The following is a 14,204-nucleotide window of genomic DNA, read 5'->3' as shown; positions in this document are numbered from 1 at the left end:
GATGGGCTCCTCTCGTTTGTTCACTACAGTCTCCCACGTGTGATTGGCTTACTGTGACGGGCATGGTCTCCGGTGTGTGCCCGCCGCGGTTCGAGGTGTCGTGAGAGAGGGGTTCGCCGGTGTCCGAGGATGTTCGTGCGGAGATGGTGTCGACGGTGTTTCAGGTGGTCGTGGCCCGCGGTGATGCCGTCGAGGTCGGTGACACGTTGGTCGTGCTGGAGTCGATGAAGATGGAGATTCCCGTGCTCGCCGAGACCGCAGGCACCGTCACGTCCGTGGACGTCGCAGTGGGGGATGTCATTCAACAGGGCGATCTCATCGCTGTGGTGTCCTGACCGACGGCTGCGTGAGAACCTGTGTCGACCCTCAGTGACCTGCTGGCCGAACACACCGATCTGCCCGGTGCCGCGGTGGACCATCTGCAGCGCGTCGTAGGGGAGTGGCAGCTCCTGGCCGACCTGTCGTTCGCGGACGTATTGCTCTGGGTCGGTACCGACGATGTCTCGGACGGGTCGGCGGATGTGCTGTGTGTCGCCCAGTGCAGACCCACCACCGCGCCGACGGTGTTCACCCACGACATCGTGGGGACGACCATCTCCGAGTCCGAGCACCCCGAAGTGCTCGTCGCGTTGCAACAGCGAAAGATCGTGCAGGGTGGTGTTCTGACCCGCAGCGAGAGCATTCCCGTGCGGTGTGGAGAGCACGTCATCGCCGTGCTGACCCGTGACACCAATCCGGCCCAGCTTCGTCCGCCGAGTGCGCTCGAGGTCGCGTATCGGGAATGTGCGGACGATCTGTGCCTGATGATCAGCGAGGGAACGTTTCCGACGCCGGAGGAGCGAACCGACGTCAACTCGTCGCCGCGGGCCGGCGACGGCTTCATCCGCATCGATACCGAGGGACGGGTGGATTACGCGAGCCCCAATGCGCTGTCGGCGTACCACCGGATGGGTTTGACGACGGAACTGTCGGGCCGTGACCTCGCGTCGGTGACGCGGTCTCTGGTGACCGACCCGTTCGATTCGCAAGAAGTGGCCGACCATATCCGGTCGTCACTGTCCGGCAACGTCGGGCACCGAATGGAAGTGGACGCCCGCGGCGCGACGGTTCTGGTGCGCACGTTGGCACTGCAGCCGCACGGTCGATCCGCGGGCGCAGCCGTACTCGTCCGAGACGTCACCGAGGTGAAGCGCCGCGACCGTGCGCTGCTCAGCAAGGACGCGACGATCCGCGAAATCCACCATCGAGTGAAGAACAACCTGCAGACCGTGGCGGCTCTGCTGAGACTGCAGTCGCGTCGACTCGAGAACGAGGAAGCTCGCACCGCGTTGTCCGAATCCGTTCGCCGCGTGACGTCCATCGCGCTGGTGCACGAGATGCTGTCGATGTCGGTCGACGAAGAAGTGGATCTCGACGAGATAGTCGACCGGTTGGTGCCGATCATGCTCGACATCGCCACCGTCAACCCTCGGGTGCGGGTGGTCCGGGACGGCCAACTCGGTGTCTTCTCCGCCGAGCGGGCGACGCCGCTGGTCATGGTGTTGGCCGAGCTGGTGCAGAACGCGATGGAGCACGGGTTCGACGCCGGATCGGTCGGCGTGGTGCGCATCGGTGCCGATCGTTCGTCGAAATGGCTCGACGTCGTCATCCACGACGACGGCCGCGGATTGCCCGCAGGGTTCTCGTTGGAGCGTTCGGACGGACTGGGGCTGCAGATCGTACGCACTCTGGTGTCGGTCGAACTGAACGGTTCTCTGGGCCTGCATCCGGCTCCTGGAGGTGGCACCGACGCCATGCTGCGAGTGCCACTGGGCCGTCGGGTGCCGCGAGCCTGACGGGCCGCTCGTGAACAGTGCGTTACGAACCGGCCGCACTGTGACGTGAGAACGCCCGATCTGTGGAAGCGCCCGCTATGCAGTCCGACATGCAGAAGGCCCGGTATCCGCTGAGCGGATACCGGGCCTACCGAGTGTTGTGTGTCTGCGTCCTAGACGGAGCTACGTGCGCGCGTACGTGCGTTGCGTCGCTTGAGTGCACGGCGCTCGTCTTCGCTCATTGCGCCCCATACTCCTGCGTCCTGGCCGGATTCGAGTGCCCAGGACAGGCATTCTGCGGTGACGGGGCACCGAGTACAGACGACTTTGGCATCGGCGATCTGCGCGAGCGCCGGACCACTGTTTCCCACCGGGAAAAATAGTTCCGGATCTTCATCGCGACAAATTGCCTTGTGGCGCCAGTCCATCCTCTGCTCCTTACCGGGCGCCGAAGCGCCGTTTCGTTTCTCTTCTGTTTCACGAGTGGGTAACCAATGTTTCCGCACTGTTGCTTGTGAATGCTTTCACGAACTCAGGTGAAGTCAAGGGATACGCGCGTGACCGTGGTCAAGCTCACTCTGTTAGGCTCGCTTTAGCCTTCTGCGCTCCTTTGTACCCCGACTCGGCGGATATTGCTCGTGATTTCGCAGGAAATTGCCCATCGAGCTTCTTCGCGCCCAGGTCACAGTGGGTCTCACGTGACGGGCGCGACAACATCCAATGCGTCGGGAGTCGAGAAGAACTCCGCCTCGGTGCGTTCACCCAGGTAGTCCCCGTCCATCTGCAGCCCCATCGGTTCTGTAGACGTAATTCGAACACTCGGGACGTCGTCGACTCGAATCAACTTGCGAGACTTCGGTTCTGCACCTTTGGCCAACAGCTGACGCGACACCCGCAGCGTGGGGAACAGTGCCGTCGAGCGCATCGCGAACACACCGAGACCCGAATCGAAAGCGGTCCCGGGATTGGTATGGACCGGACGATCGTTCAAGAAGGTCCACGGACTCGAGTTCGACACGAACGCATAGTGCACGTTCTCGAACGGATCCCGCCCGGGAACCTCCACCGTCAACTGCGCCGGACGACGCTTGTGCTTGAAGAACTCCTGCACCGAGAACCTGAGATAACGCGTCGCCGACACCGGCGTACCGTCCTTCCGGCTCGCATCGATGGCCCGACACACCTCCGCGTCCAAACCCATCCCGGCATTGAACGTGAACCACCGGTTGTCGCAATGCCCCAGACCGACCGTCCGCCGCGCCCGCGCATCCAGCAGACCGATCAACTGATTCGTGGCCGCTACCGGATCCGCCTCGATTCCGAGAGAGCGCGCGAACACATTCGCACTACCACCGGGAACGACCGCAATAGGCGGAATCGCGCCGATCGTCACCGCCTGCATCGACGTCGGCAACGGAACCCCGAGCAGACCGTTGATGACCTCGTTCACCGTGCCGTCACCCCCGTGAACGATCACCAGGCCCACCCCGTCCTCACGGGCACCCCGAGCCAACTCCGACGCATGATCACGATGCGTCGTCTGCGCCACCGTCACCCGCAACCGACTCGACAATGCATGAGCCAACAGATCCCGAGCTGCAGCCGTCGTAGAAGTCGCATTGGGATTGACGATCAGCAGCGCACGCACAGGAACAAACACTAACCGGGTGGCTCGGCGGACTCCACCGGCACCACCCGGCTCGTTCCGCAGGCTCCACTCCCGCCCCCTGGGTCGTTCCGCAGGCTCCACTCCCGCCCCCTGGGTCGTTCCGCAGGCTCCACTCCCGCCCCCTGGGTCGTTCCGCAGGCTCCACTCCCGGTTGCCTAGGCTGGTCCCGTGTCCACCCAACCCGAGAACCTCACCCCACCGGCCACTTTTCGATCCGCCGGGGTCCTCGTCGCAGCACAAGGTGCCGTCTCGCTGGTCGCGGCCTTCGTTCTCGTCGTGCGCGCGGTCTCCGGAGAGGGCGACAACGCTGTCGCCAACGGGTACGGCACGGCCGGGTGGTTCGGCGTGCTGGGCCTGGGTGTCGGCGCGGCAGGCGTCGCCCTGATTCTCGGCAAACGGTGGGGGAGAGCACTGGCAACCGTCGTCCAGCTATTGCTGCTTCCCGTCGTGTGGTCGCTGCTCACCGGTTCACATCAGACCGTCTACGGCATCGTTCTGGGAGTCGTTGTGGTTGCGGTATTGGTGCTGCTGTTCAGTCCACCCTCGTCGCAGTGGATGGCGGCCGAGTACAGCGACGTCGACGACGAACCGCGTCTCTAGGACGCTTTCGCTGCCAGGTCCCGCAGGGCACCGTCGGTCAATCGGAATGTGGTCCACTCGTCCTGAGCCTGCGCGCCCAACGCTCGGTAGAACCCGATCGACGGGGTGTTCCAGTCCAACACCGACCAGGTCAGTCGCGTGTAGCCGTTGGTTTCGCACTCGGCCGCCAACGCTGCGAGTAGTGCGGTTCCGAACCCATGGCCGCGTGCGTCCGGCTGCACGTAGAGGTCCTCCAGATAGATTCCGTTGACCCCGTCCCAGGTGGAGAAGTTCAAGAACCACAGAGCGCACCCCACCACCACGCCGTCGTGCTCGGCGACGTGCGCGAATACCGACGGATTCTCACCGAACAGAGCCGACCGAAGTTTATCGTCTCGGACCGTGCACAACGAGGACGCCTTCTCGTACTCCGCCAGTTCGTGGACCAACCCGCAGATGGCGGATACATCGTCTTCGGTGGCGCGTCGGATCATCGTGGTCCTCCGGTCGGGTCGGTGCCGATCGAGCGATCGGTGGCTGCAGAGAGAATCGAGGGGTGAACATTGTGGGCGATGAGCTGTCGAAAGGAGTGCTCGAAACCGAGCAGTGAGTAGGCGGCCGGGGACAATGCGAAGCGCTTCCCTTCGGTGATGGACGCTTCCGTCCAGCCGGCGATCAGTGCTCTCGAGAAATGGCCGTGTCCCACCAGCACCACGTCCCGGCCTTCGAGCAGTGGAAGAACAACGGACAACACCAGTTCGACGCGAACAGCGATGTCACCGATCGACTCTCCGCCCGGGCACGGGTGCGTCCAGACGGTCCAGTGCGGCACTGTCTCGTGGATCTCCGACGACGTGATGCCCTCGTAGTCGCCGTAGTCCCATTCCGACAGTGCATCCCATGTTCGATCGACCTCGAGCCCCGCGAGATCGGCTGTTCGACGGGCCCGTTCGCGCGGGCTGCTGATGACCACCGGGTCTCGCAAATTCAGGAGAGTCAGCAGTGAGCCGGCCTCGACTGCCTGCTGCTCACCGTGCGCGGTGAGTGGAACATCGGTGTTTCCGGTGTGCTTACCTGCGAGGGCCCATTCGGTTTCCCCGTGACGGAGTAGAACGACTCGGCCGGCCTCGACGGCTCCGTGGTTGGTCATGCACACGATCATGCCTGCCGGTCGGGTGTGGGCTTCGTCATACCGAACCGGCGGATGTGTCCGAAAACGCGATTGAGTCCAGACCTACCGGACGGTTATTCTCTTCTGGATCTTCACCGTCGCAGGCAACGCAGTCCTGCCCGTCAGTGTGCTCACTGCATTGACCTCGTAGCTCTTCTCATCGATCTGGAGAACAATGACCGACTTGCAGAAGCCCGCGCCCTCCGGTGCCCCGGAGAAGCTCGACGGAGCGTTGCTGAAGATCGCCGGTGTCGTCGTTCTCGGCGCGATCATGTCGATTCTCGACGTCACCGTCGTCAGTGTGGCCCTGAGGACGTTCACCGACGTGTTCGAGACCACGTATGCCAACGCGGCCTGGACGATGACCGGTTACACCCTCGCCTTGGCCACCGTCATCCCGTTGACGGGCTGGGCTGCGGACCGTTTCGGCACCAAGCGTCTGTACATCACCGCCCTGGTGCTGTTCGTACTCGGTTCGGTGCTGTGCAGTTTCGCCTGGGACATCACGTCGTTGATCGTGTTCCGCGTACTGCAGGGCCTCGGCGGAGGCATGTTGATGCCCCTGGGCATGACGATCATGACGCGTGCCGCCGGCCCCGAACGGATCGGCCGCGTGATGGCCGTGCTCGGTGTGCCGATGCTGATCGGGCCCATCGCGGGCCCCATCCTCGGCGGGTGGCTGATCGAGGCCGCGAGCTGGCACTGGATCTTCCTCATCAACTTGCCGATCGGCATACTCGCGCTGATCGCCGCAATCGTGATCTTTCCGCGAGACAATCCGACCCCGTCGGAATCGTTCGACTTCCGCGGGATGCTGATGCTCTCGCCCGGTCTGGCCCTGTTTCTCTACGGTGCGTCGTCGGTCGTCGAAACCGAGACCGTGTTGGCCGTCAAGGTGCTGGTTCCGGTCATCGTGGGCCTGGTGCTGATCGTGTTGTTCGTCTTCCACGCTCTGCGCGTCGAGCATCCGTTGATCGACCTGAGGCTCTTCCGGAACCGTTCACTCACCGTCGCAGTCATCACGACCACCTTCTTCATGGTCGCGTTCATGGGCGCAGGGTTGCTGTTTCCCAGCTACTTTCTGCTCCGCGGCGAGTCCACACTGTCGGCCGGGCTGCTTCTCGCACCGCAGGGTATCGGCGCGATGATAGCCATGCCGATCGCCGGAGTGATCGCGGACAAGACCGGTCCAGGACGAATCGTGCTGATGGGCATGGTCCTGATCACCGCAGGCATGGCGGTGTTCACCCAGGTCGGCACCAGCACGTCGTACACGTTGTTGATCGGAGCCTTGTTCGTCATGGGGCTGGGGCTCGGCTCGACGATGATGCCCATCATGACTGCTGCGCTGCAGACGTTGACGAACGAAACAGTCGCTCGCGGTTCGACATTGATGAACATCGTCCAGCAGGCCGCCGGATCGATCGGAACCGCGTTGATGTCGGTGGTGTTGACCGCGCAGCAGAAGCCGGCGCTGACGGCCTCGAGCCAGCTCGAAGCATTCGACATCTCGGCGCGCGCGTTCGGGACCACCTTCATGGTCGCGTTGGTGCTCATCGTCATCACGTTCGTGCCCGCGTTCTTCCTGCCCCGAACCAAGCACGTTTCTCAGGAATCCGCGCCGCCGATCGTGATGCACTGACGCGCCCGGAACCGACAAACCTCGCTCGAGCGGCGAATCTAGGCAAGGATCAGGGCGTGACGACAATTCTTGCGGTAGCGAATCAGAAGGGCGGCGTGGCCAAGACCACTACGGTCGCCTCGCTGGCAGCCGCGCTGCACGCACTCGACCGACGCGTTCTGGTGGTCGATCTCGACCCGCAGGGATGCCTGACGTTCTCGCTCGGTCACAACCCGGACAAGCTCGACTCGTCGGTGCACGAGGTATTGACCGGGGACGCACAGGTCGAGGACGTGCTGATCGAGACGGCGGAGGGGATCGTGCTGTTGCCCGCCACGATCGACCTCGCGGGTGCGGAGGCGCTGTTGCTCATGCGCGCCGGTCGCGAGTTCGCACTCAAGCGTGCTCTGGCACCGATTCTGCAGGATTTCGACGTGGTCGTCATCGATTGCCCACCCTCGCTCGGTGTTCTCACGCTGAACGGTCTCACTGCAGCGCAATCGGTTCTGGTCCCGCTCCAGTGTGAGACGCTCGCTCACCGCGGCGTCGGACAACTACTGCGGACGGTGTCCGAGGTACAGCAGATCACCAACCCCGACCTCGCACTGCTGGGTGCACTGCCCACCCTGTTCGATGCCCGTACCACCCACAGCCGAGACGTGCTCGGCGATGTTTCCGATCGGTACTCGCTGCCGGTCCTCGCTCCGCCGATCCCCAGGACGGTGCGTTTCGCGGAGGCGAGTGCATCCGGCGCAACGGTGCTGTCGGGGCGAAAGAACAAGGGCGCGCAGGCGTATCGCGAGCTGGCCGAGAACTTGTTGGCCCACTGGGAGGGCACAGCAGAACTAAAGACGTACGACCCTGCGGAGTAGCTCCTCCGATCGGCCGTCCTCGATCAACCCAGCGCGACCAGGTCGGAACCGCGCTGCTCGACGACGACATCGCCGATCACGGAGGTCTGCACCGGTCCGTCGTAGTCGCCGCGATCGATCGGAATCTCGGCAATCACCGTGCCGGTGGCGAGCTCGACCACCGCGATCGCGTCGGGCACGGGAACCAGTAGCCTGCCGGCCATGACGGCACCGCTGCCGAGGGCCCCGGGCATGGACCACGCCGGAGTCAGGTCGGTGGAGTTCAGTGCCTGCACTCCGGAGCCGGTGAACCAGGTGAACACCGAACCCTGTTTCGCTGCCGGCGAGGCGGGCGGTGCGGATGTTGGGCCGAGGCCCGCGGGGAGAGCGAACTCGGAGACGGCCGTGGCGGTGTCGTCGTAGAGCGCGATGCGCGCAGGGGCACCGTTTGCGGACGGAACATACAGCGCGACAAGGCTTCCCGTCAGAGCCAGGACGCGTCCGGATGTCGGCTCCTGCTCCGAGGTGACGAGATCCGGGACCACCGAGGATCCGTACTCCTCGGGTTCGCTCGCATCCTTGGGGGCAGGGTTGAGCAGAGACAGTCGTGCGGCCGGCTCACCCGGGCACTGTTCGAGTACCGCCGTCCGCGAATTGGACGACGTGGTGGACAGGAGCGTGCATCCGGTTCTCGGCTGAGTACCCGGGTTGACCGGAGCATCGACGCGCCCGTATTCGAGTGTGCGCACCATGTCCGAGCGCCACAGTTCCATCCGAGTGTCACCTCGCGAGGTCACGTAGGTGCCGTCGGACGAGAGGTACACCGAGTCGTCTGCGTCGGAAGTGCGCTGTGCTGTGCGGACGCCGGTCGATCCGTCGAGCGTGGTCACCTGCGAGCAACCGCGGTCGTCGCGGTAGACCGAGACGGCAGTGTTCCAGGAGGCGATCACCGAGCACAGGGGTAGGTCTCGCGAGTACGACCACGCCGGGTCGCCGGAACGGGGGTCGTGGCCGACGACCGAACCGCCATCGGCGGTCACGACTGCCGAACCGGTCACGACCGGAACCGGCGTATGCGCCGAATCCGTCGCCGAACTCGGTGCCCGCCACAACTCGGACAGGGCGGCGGGCACGGAGGCGGCCGCCTCGGACGGCGCGAGTGGATTGTCGGCCGTGACAGAGGTGGTGCCCCGAGCGTCACCCGTGAGCCAAGCGACGCTCGCGGCCACGACCACCGTCACCGCGATGACTGCCGCGACGACGAGATCGGTTCTCGACCTACGTTCTGGAGCCAGCACGGCTGGAGACTACTCCGACGCGCTCGCCGTCGACGGTCCGGTCTCGGCGGACGATCCGCTCGTGCGGCGACGGCGTCGGCGACGAGGAGCGGTCTTGGTCGACGCTTCCGGTGTCGACGAATCGGTCGAATCCGACTGTGCTGCAACAGGGTTCGCGGTCGATGCAGAGGCGTTGGCCGAGTCGGTCGAGGTCGAGGCCTGGTCCCCGTCCTGTCCCGCGCGGGTGCGACGGCGGCTGCGTGAGCGGCGCGGCTTGCTCGGTGCGGACGCCTCTGCCGACGGTGCTGCGGACTCGGTGTCGGGGGCCTTGTCAGCGGCCTGCTCTGCGGCTCGCGCGGGTGCCGCCTTGCGTACGGTGCCGGTCGCATCGGTGGGGATATCGAGCTCGGCGAACAGATGCGGCGAGCTCGAGTAGGTCTCGACCGGATCCGGCATACCCAGATTCAGGGCCTTGTCGATCAGCTGCCAGCGCGGGATATCGTCCCAGTCGACGAGGGTGACGGCGATACCGGTGCGCCCTGCACGGCCGGTACGGCCGATGCGGTGGACGTAGGTCTTCTCGTCCTCGGGGCACTGGTAGTTGATGACGTGGGTGACGTCGTCGATGTCGATACCTCGGGCCGCGACGTCGGTGGCGATCAGCACGTCGATCTTGCCGGTGCGGAACGCCTTGAGAGCCTTCTCGCGTTGGACCTGCCCGAGATCTCCGTGGACCGCGCCGACCGAGTAGCCACGCTCGGCGAGCTCGTCGGAGACTTTCTGCGCGGTGCGCTTGGTGCGGGTGAACACCATCGTCGCGCCGCGGCCTTCCGCCTTGAGCACCTTGGCGACCATCTCGACCTTGTCGAGTGCGTGCGCCCGGTAGACGTGCTGGGCGGTGCGATCGTGCACGGCGGAGGACTCAGCCTCTTCGGCCCGGATGTGCGTCGGCTGCGTCAGGAACGTGCGGGCCAGCGTGATGATCGGGCCGGGCATCGTCGCGGAGAACAGCATCGTCTGACGCTTGTCGGGGACCATGCCCAGGATGCGTTCGATGTCGGGAAGGAACCCGAGGTCGAGCATCTCGTCGGCCTCGTCGAGAACCAGGACGCCGACCTTGCCGAGGATCAGGTGGTTCTGCTTGGCGAGGTCGAGTAGACGGCCGGGAGTGCCGACGACGACGTCGACGCCGTTCTGGAGCGCGCTGATCTGAGCTTCGTACGGGCGGCCGCCGTAGATGGAAAGAACCTTCACCGGGCCGTTCGCGCCGCTGAGGTACTTCGATGCATTCTCGAGGTCGGAGCTGACCTGAACACACAGCTCACGGGTCGGCACGATGATCAGCGCGCGTGGCGTGCCGTCGAGCGGGGTCGTTCCGGAATTCTCCGTGGCGAGACGATGCAGAAGAGGCACACCGAAACCGAAGGTCTTGCCCATTCCGGTCCTGGCCTGCCCGATGAGGTCGTCTCCCGCGATCGCCAGCGGAAGAGTGAGCTCCTGGATGGCGAAGGTGCGCTCGATACCCATGTCGGCGAGTGCACGAACGATGTCGGCGTCGACGTTCAACTCGGCGAACGTCGGTGGCACATGCGTGTCGTCCAGTTGGGCAGACAGGGTCGTGTCGCCGGTCTCGGATTCTTGGTCTACGACTATCTTGCTCAGGGGACTGGCCTTCCTCGTGGTCGAACGTACGCACAAGGAAGGGCACAGGCCTATTGCCGGCCGAAGTCGATGCCCTCAATCCGATGTGATGTCGCCGTCAGCCTCAGCGCGGCCGCGAACTGTGACGTTCGCTGCGGCGAAGCTCTCGAGGCGACCCGGATCAGGTGCGCACACATTATCGATGATCGCCGCATCGGCTTTCGGTCCGTGTGACAGGTCCGCGAGCAACGATCGACACCATGGTAGCTTGCCCGGCCCGATTCTCCACGGTCGACGGGTCGCGGCAGGTGTGACGCGCCCCGCGACGGGGCGTCGGACACGGGTCTACGATTCGTGGAATGGGAGCCCATTCGTCGGAGTCGTCGTCGCCCGCAGTTGCATCCACCGCCCTCGTCGGGTCGAGCGATCCGGACAGAGGGGAGCCCGCGATCGCACACGATCACCCGGGCGTTCCCGACTTGTTCGCCGTGCTCGCCTACGGCGAGATCTCTGCGTTCTACCGGTTGGCGGAGGACGCTCGAATGGCTCCGTCCATGGAAGGCCGGGTGGCGCTGGCGAGTATGGCCGCCGCCGAGATGAGTCACTTCGAGACGTTGGAACAGGCTTTGTCCAACCGTGGCCTCGACGTGTATTCGTCGATGGATCCGTTCGTGCGGTCTCTGGACGAGTACCACGCCTCCACCACGCCGTCGACCTGGTTGGAGTCGTTGGTCAAGGCATACGTGGGTGACGGAATCGCCGCTGATTTCTACCGGCAGATCGCGCACAGCCTCGCCCCCGACGTCGCGGAGATCGTCCGCGACGTTTTGGCCGAGACCGGGCACTCGGAGTTCGTCGTCCACGAGGTGTCCGAACGGGTCCGGGCGAGCTCCCAGGACAAGGCACGCCTGATGTTGTGGGGGCGTCGACTGCTCGGCGAGGCGATCACGCAGGCCCAGTTCGTGCTCGCGCAGCGCGAGTCGCTGACCGATCTCGTCATCACCGCGTCGGGCGACCTCAACGGGGTCGTCGCTCTGTTCGATCGCATGCAGGAGCAGCATGCCGAACGGATGTCCTCGCTCGGGTTGGACTGATCGGCTAGATCGGGCACCGGGCGGAGCCGGTCCCCGCCGGTGTTCGCTGACAGCACAGGCCTGGAAGCGGCTGCGGCACGCGGGCTGCACTAGCCTGGCGAGAACAGCGTCAGTTGTCGAGAGTTCGGAGGTTGACCGTGGAGGTCAAGATCGGTGTGTCGGAGAGTTCCCGTGAGCTCGTCGTGAACAGTGCGCAGTCCCCGGCCGAGGTCGAAGCGCTCGTATCGACCGCCTTCGCAGGTAAGGACGGAGTGCTGTCGTTGGAGGACGAGAAGGGACGCAAGTTCTTGATCCAGACCGCCAAGGTGTCGTACGTCGAGATCGGCCCGTCCGATCCTCGCAAGGTCGGGTTCGCAACCACCTGAGACGGCCGGTAACACCACACGCCCCTCGTTCTTCTCGAACGAGGGGCGTGTGGCGTATGTGGGCGGGATGCCCGACCGGCTGGTTACGGAGACTGCAGCGGAACGTGCGACAGGCCGCCCCAGGCCAGTGAGACCGTGGTGTCGACGGCGTCTTCCTTGGAGATCGGCCGATCTGCTCCGAGCCAGTAACGCGCGGTGAACTGGCTGGCACCGACGAGGCCGACGGCCAGCACTCGTGCCCGGTACGGATCGAGTCCGGAATCGTGGGCAACCAGGTCGAAGACGGCGTCGACGCATGCTTCGGTCGCCTGCTCCACGCGGGCGTTGACCTGAGGGTCACCCATCAGATCCGACTCGAAGACCAGACGGAAGCCCTGGGTGTCGGTGTCGACGAAATCGTAGAACGCCAGAACGGCGGCGCGGACGCGTTGCTTGTTGTCGGTCGTCGAACGCAGAGCCTGACGAACCCCGGCGATGAGGGTGTCGACGTAGCTCTGCAGTACCGCCAGGTACAGCTCGAGTTTGCCGGGGAAGTGCTGGTAGAGAACCGGCTTGCTGACTCCGGCGCATTCGGCGATCTCGTCCATTCCCGACGCGTGATAGCCGCGGGTCACGAAGATTTCGCTCGCAGCAGCCAGCAGTTGCGCCCGACGGGCATCACGCGGCAGCCTGGCGCTGCGGCGGTTGCCGGTGGTGGCCGGACGGTCGGAGGACCTCCGGTCGTCGAGATCTGTCATCAAATATGTTCCCATCGCGTCGACAGCTGCGCTCGTCTTGGTTCGACAACGTGCGGTCCTTCGTGAACTTTCGGCGGGTGGCCTTCGGTTCGGACCGCTCGTAGCGCAGATCACGGGCAACGATACTCGTGGCCGTCGGCACCGCTGGGATCCTGGGGGATCCTTGTCGGAAACGGGCGATCTCGAATCACATCGGATGGTTTGTTTGTACGATGTTTGTCGTACCGAGAGCCCGATAGATCCGTCCCCGATACGGTATCGGCGTGCCGAGCGGCGAGCGAGCAGGATTGTGAGATCGTGAGCGAGTGACTGACCGAGGCGAGCCGCGAATTCGCGGCGGTGTGCAGTCCGGCGGGTTCGACGAGCGGTCGGACGATCTTCCACGCGGCGTGGGCGGTCGTGGGTCGCATCAGCCCTTGCGCGCTCAGTGGGACCCGACGCAGCGCGAGGTCAAGGACCGCAGTCGCCGTCCCGAGCGTGACGTGCGCAAACAGACCAAGCTGGGAAAGTTCGCCGCCACCTACGGTTGGCGGGCGTACGCGGTACCGATCCTGATCGCCGTCACCGCGCTCGTGGTCGTCGATGCCGTTCGGGCCGGTGACCCGGTCGTCGGCACCGCCTCTCAGGGCACCTCGCAGGACCCAGGGTTCGGCACGCTGAGCTCCGATACGTCCGGAACCGGAATCATCGGGGTCCCGCCGCAGGCCGACGGCAACTTCGCGGAAACGATCTCGTCCGGTGAGCTGCCCGACGGTGGACCGTTCGCGGTGCAGGGGGCAGGCACCTGGCACACCGTCGCCGGAAGCACCGAGCAGGTCGGCCAGGGAACCGAGCGGGTGTTCACCTATACCGTCGAGGTCGAGGACGGTGTGGACACCGTCGGTTTCGGCGGCGACGAGTCGTTCGGCCGTCTGGTGGATCAGACGTTGGCCAACCCCAAGAGCTGGACCAACGACCCACGTTTCGCGTTCCGCCGTATCGATCAGGGTGACCCGGATTTCCGGATCTCCCTGACGTCGCAGATGTCCATTCGGCAGGCGTGTGGATACGACATTCAACTCGAGGTGTCCTGCTACAACCCCGGCATCGAACGGGTCGTGCTCAACGAACCCAGATGGGTACGCGGAGCGATCTCCTTCCAGGGAGACATCGGTTCGTACCGTCAATATCAGATCAACCACGAGGTCGGGCACGCCATCGGCTACCAGCAGCATCAGCCGTGCGAAACCGACGGCGGGCTGGCGCCGGTGATGATGCAGCAGACGTTCGGAACGGCCAACGACGACATCGCGCGGCTCGACCCCGAGGGCGTCGTGCCCATGGACGGCAAGACCTGCCGGTTCAACCCGTGGCCCTATCCACGCGGGTGAGCGATCGCGGATTAG

General features: G+C 64.8%; 15 protein-coding genes. 8 read left to right on the top strand and 7 right to left on the bottom strand.

Annotated features, from left to right (window positions below; genetic code table 11):
* The first annotated feature begins 119 nt into the window (after window positions 1-119).
* A complete protein-coding gene (locus J2X62_RS22350; protein ID WP_027496523.1) occupies window positions 120-335 on the top strand; it encodes a biotin/lipoyl-binding carrier protein in 216 nt (71 codons plus the stop codon).
* A 21-nt stretch (window positions 336-356) separates the two neighbouring features.
* The gene (locus J2X62_RS22345; RefSeq protein WP_027496524.1) at window positions 357-1,835 is read left to right on the top strand and encodes a sensor histidine kinase; all 1,479 of its coding nucleotides are present in this window, start codon (window positions 357-359) and stop codon (window positions 1,833-1,835) included.
* Between the two features lie 152 nt (window positions 1,836-1,987).
* Here J2X62_RS22345 and J2X62_RS22340 read toward each other — a convergent pair whose 3' ends face one another.
* Together J2X62_RS22340 and J2X62_RS22335 are read right to left on the bottom strand one after the other, a co-directional pair.
* Window positions 1,988-2,242, bottom strand: a complete 255-nt coding sequence (locus J2X62_RS22340; protein ID WP_032366305.1) for a WhiB family transcriptional regulator — start codon at window positions 2,240-2,242, stop codon at window positions 1,988-1,990.
* Between the two features lie 266 nt (window positions 2,243-2,508).
* On the bottom strand, window positions 2,509-3,462 hold the full coding sequence (locus J2X62_RS22335) for a diacylglycerol kinase family protein (protein WP_032366306.1): 954 nt from the start codon (window positions 3,460-3,462) through the stop codon (window positions 2,509-2,511).
* A 189-nt stretch (window positions 3,463-3,651) separates the two neighbouring features.
* Between J2X62_RS22335 and J2X62_RS22330 the strand changes: the two genes are divergently transcribed.
* Complete coding sequence (locus J2X62_RS22330; protein WP_222062117.1) at window positions 3,652-4,083, top strand: hypothetical protein; 432 nt, start codon at window positions 3,652-3,654, stop codon at window positions 4,081-4,083.
* Here J2X62_RS22330 and J2X62_RS22325 read toward each other — a convergent pair.
* Together J2X62_RS22325 and J2X62_RS22320 are read right to left on the bottom strand one after the other, a co-directional pair.
* Window positions 4,080-4,556 (bottom strand): GNAT family N-acetyltransferase, encoded by a 477-nt coding sequence (locus J2X62_RS22325; protein WP_283348067.1) that lies wholly within the window; start codon window positions 4,554-4,556, stop codon window positions 4,080-4,082. The two genes, J2X62_RS22330 and J2X62_RS22325, sit on opposite strands and share 4 nt — an antisense overlap.
* Window positions 4,553-5,212: an acid phosphatase gene (locus J2X62_RS22320; RefSeq protein WP_048320261.1), complete on the bottom strand. Its 660-nt coding sequence runs from the start codon at window positions 5,210-5,212 to the stop codon at window positions 4,553-4,555. The genes J2X62_RS22325 and J2X62_RS22320 overlap by 4 nt, the downstream gene beginning before the upstream one ends.
* Before the next feature lie 196 nt (window positions 5,213-5,408).
* Between J2X62_RS22320 and J2X62_RS22315 the strand changes: the two genes are divergently transcribed.
* Together J2X62_RS22315 and J2X62_RS22310 are read left to right on the top strand one after the other, a co-directional pair.
* Window positions 5,409-6,875 (top strand): DHA2 family efflux MFS transporter permease subunit, encoded by a 1,467-nt coding sequence (locus tag J2X62_RS22315; RefSeq protein WP_032372689.1) that lies wholly within the window; start codon window positions 5,409-5,411, stop codon window positions 6,873-6,875.
* 56 nt (window positions 6,876-6,931) lie between these two features.
* Entirely contained in the window at window positions 6,932-7,726 is a 795-nt protein-coding gene (locus tag J2X62_RS22310; RefSeq protein WP_027496529.1) for a ParA family protein, read from the top strand.
* A gap of 23 nt (window positions 7,727-7,749) precedes the next feature.
* Here the strand turns inward: J2X62_RS22310 and J2X62_RS22305 are convergent, their stop codons facing one another.
* A complete protein-coding gene (locus tag J2X62_RS22305) occupies window positions 7,750-9,003 on the bottom strand; it encodes a hypothetical protein (protein ID WP_094622384.1) in 1,254 nt (417 codons plus the stop codon).
* 9 nt (window positions 9,004-9,012) lie between these two features.
* Window positions 9,013-10,569 carry a DEAD/DEAH box helicase gene (locus tag J2X62_RS22300; protein ID WP_230074291.1) on the bottom strand — a complete coding sequence of 519 codons (1,557 nt, stop codon included), beginning with the start codon at window positions 10,567-10,569 and terminating at the stop codon, window positions 9,013-9,015.
* Between the two features lie 413 nt (window positions 10,570-10,982).
* Between J2X62_RS22300 and J2X62_RS22295 the strand changes: the two genes are divergently transcribed.
* Both J2X62_RS22295 and J2X62_RS22290 read left to right on the top strand, forming a co-directional pair.
* The gene (locus tag J2X62_RS22295; protein ID WP_236253824.1) at window positions 10,983-11,717 is read left to right on the top strand and encodes a ferritin-like fold-containing protein; all 735 of its coding nucleotides are present in this window, start codon (window positions 10,983-10,985) and stop codon (window positions 11,715-11,717) included.
* Between the two features lie 137 nt (window positions 11,718-11,854).
* Window positions 11,855-12,082, top strand: coding sequence for a DUF3107 domain-containing protein (locus tag J2X62_RS22290; RefSeq protein WP_027496533.1), 228 nt, complete (start codon window positions 11,855-11,857; stop codon window positions 12,080-12,082).
* A gap of 83 nt (window positions 12,083-12,165) precedes the next feature.
* On the opposite strand, the gene J2X62_RS22285 is transcribed toward J2X62_RS22290, so the two are convergent.
* The gene (locus J2X62_RS22285; protein ID WP_310183420.1) at window positions 12,166-12,819 is read right to left on the bottom strand and encodes a TetR/AcrR family transcriptional regulator; all 654 of its coding nucleotides are present in this window, start codon (window positions 12,817-12,819) and stop codon (window positions 12,166-12,168) included.
* A gap of 341 nt (window positions 12,820-13,160) precedes the next feature.
* Between J2X62_RS22285 and J2X62_RS22280 the strand changes: the two genes are divergently transcribed.
* Window positions 13,161-14,189, top strand: coding sequence for a DUF3152 domain-containing protein (locus tag J2X62_RS22280; RefSeq protein WP_370878773.1), 1,029 nt, complete (start codon window positions 13,161-13,163; stop codon window positions 14,187-14,189).
* The last annotated feature ends 15 nt before the right edge of the window (window positions 14,190-14,204 follow it).

Origin of the sequence: Rhodococcus sp. 3258, from assembly GCF_031456475.1 — a bacterium.
Taxonomy (GTDB): domain Bacteria; phylum Actinomycetota; class Actinomycetes; order Mycobacteriales; family Mycobacteriaceae; genus Rhodococcoides; species Rhodococcoides fascians.
This window is presented reverse-complemented; position numbering and strand designations above follow the sequence as displayed.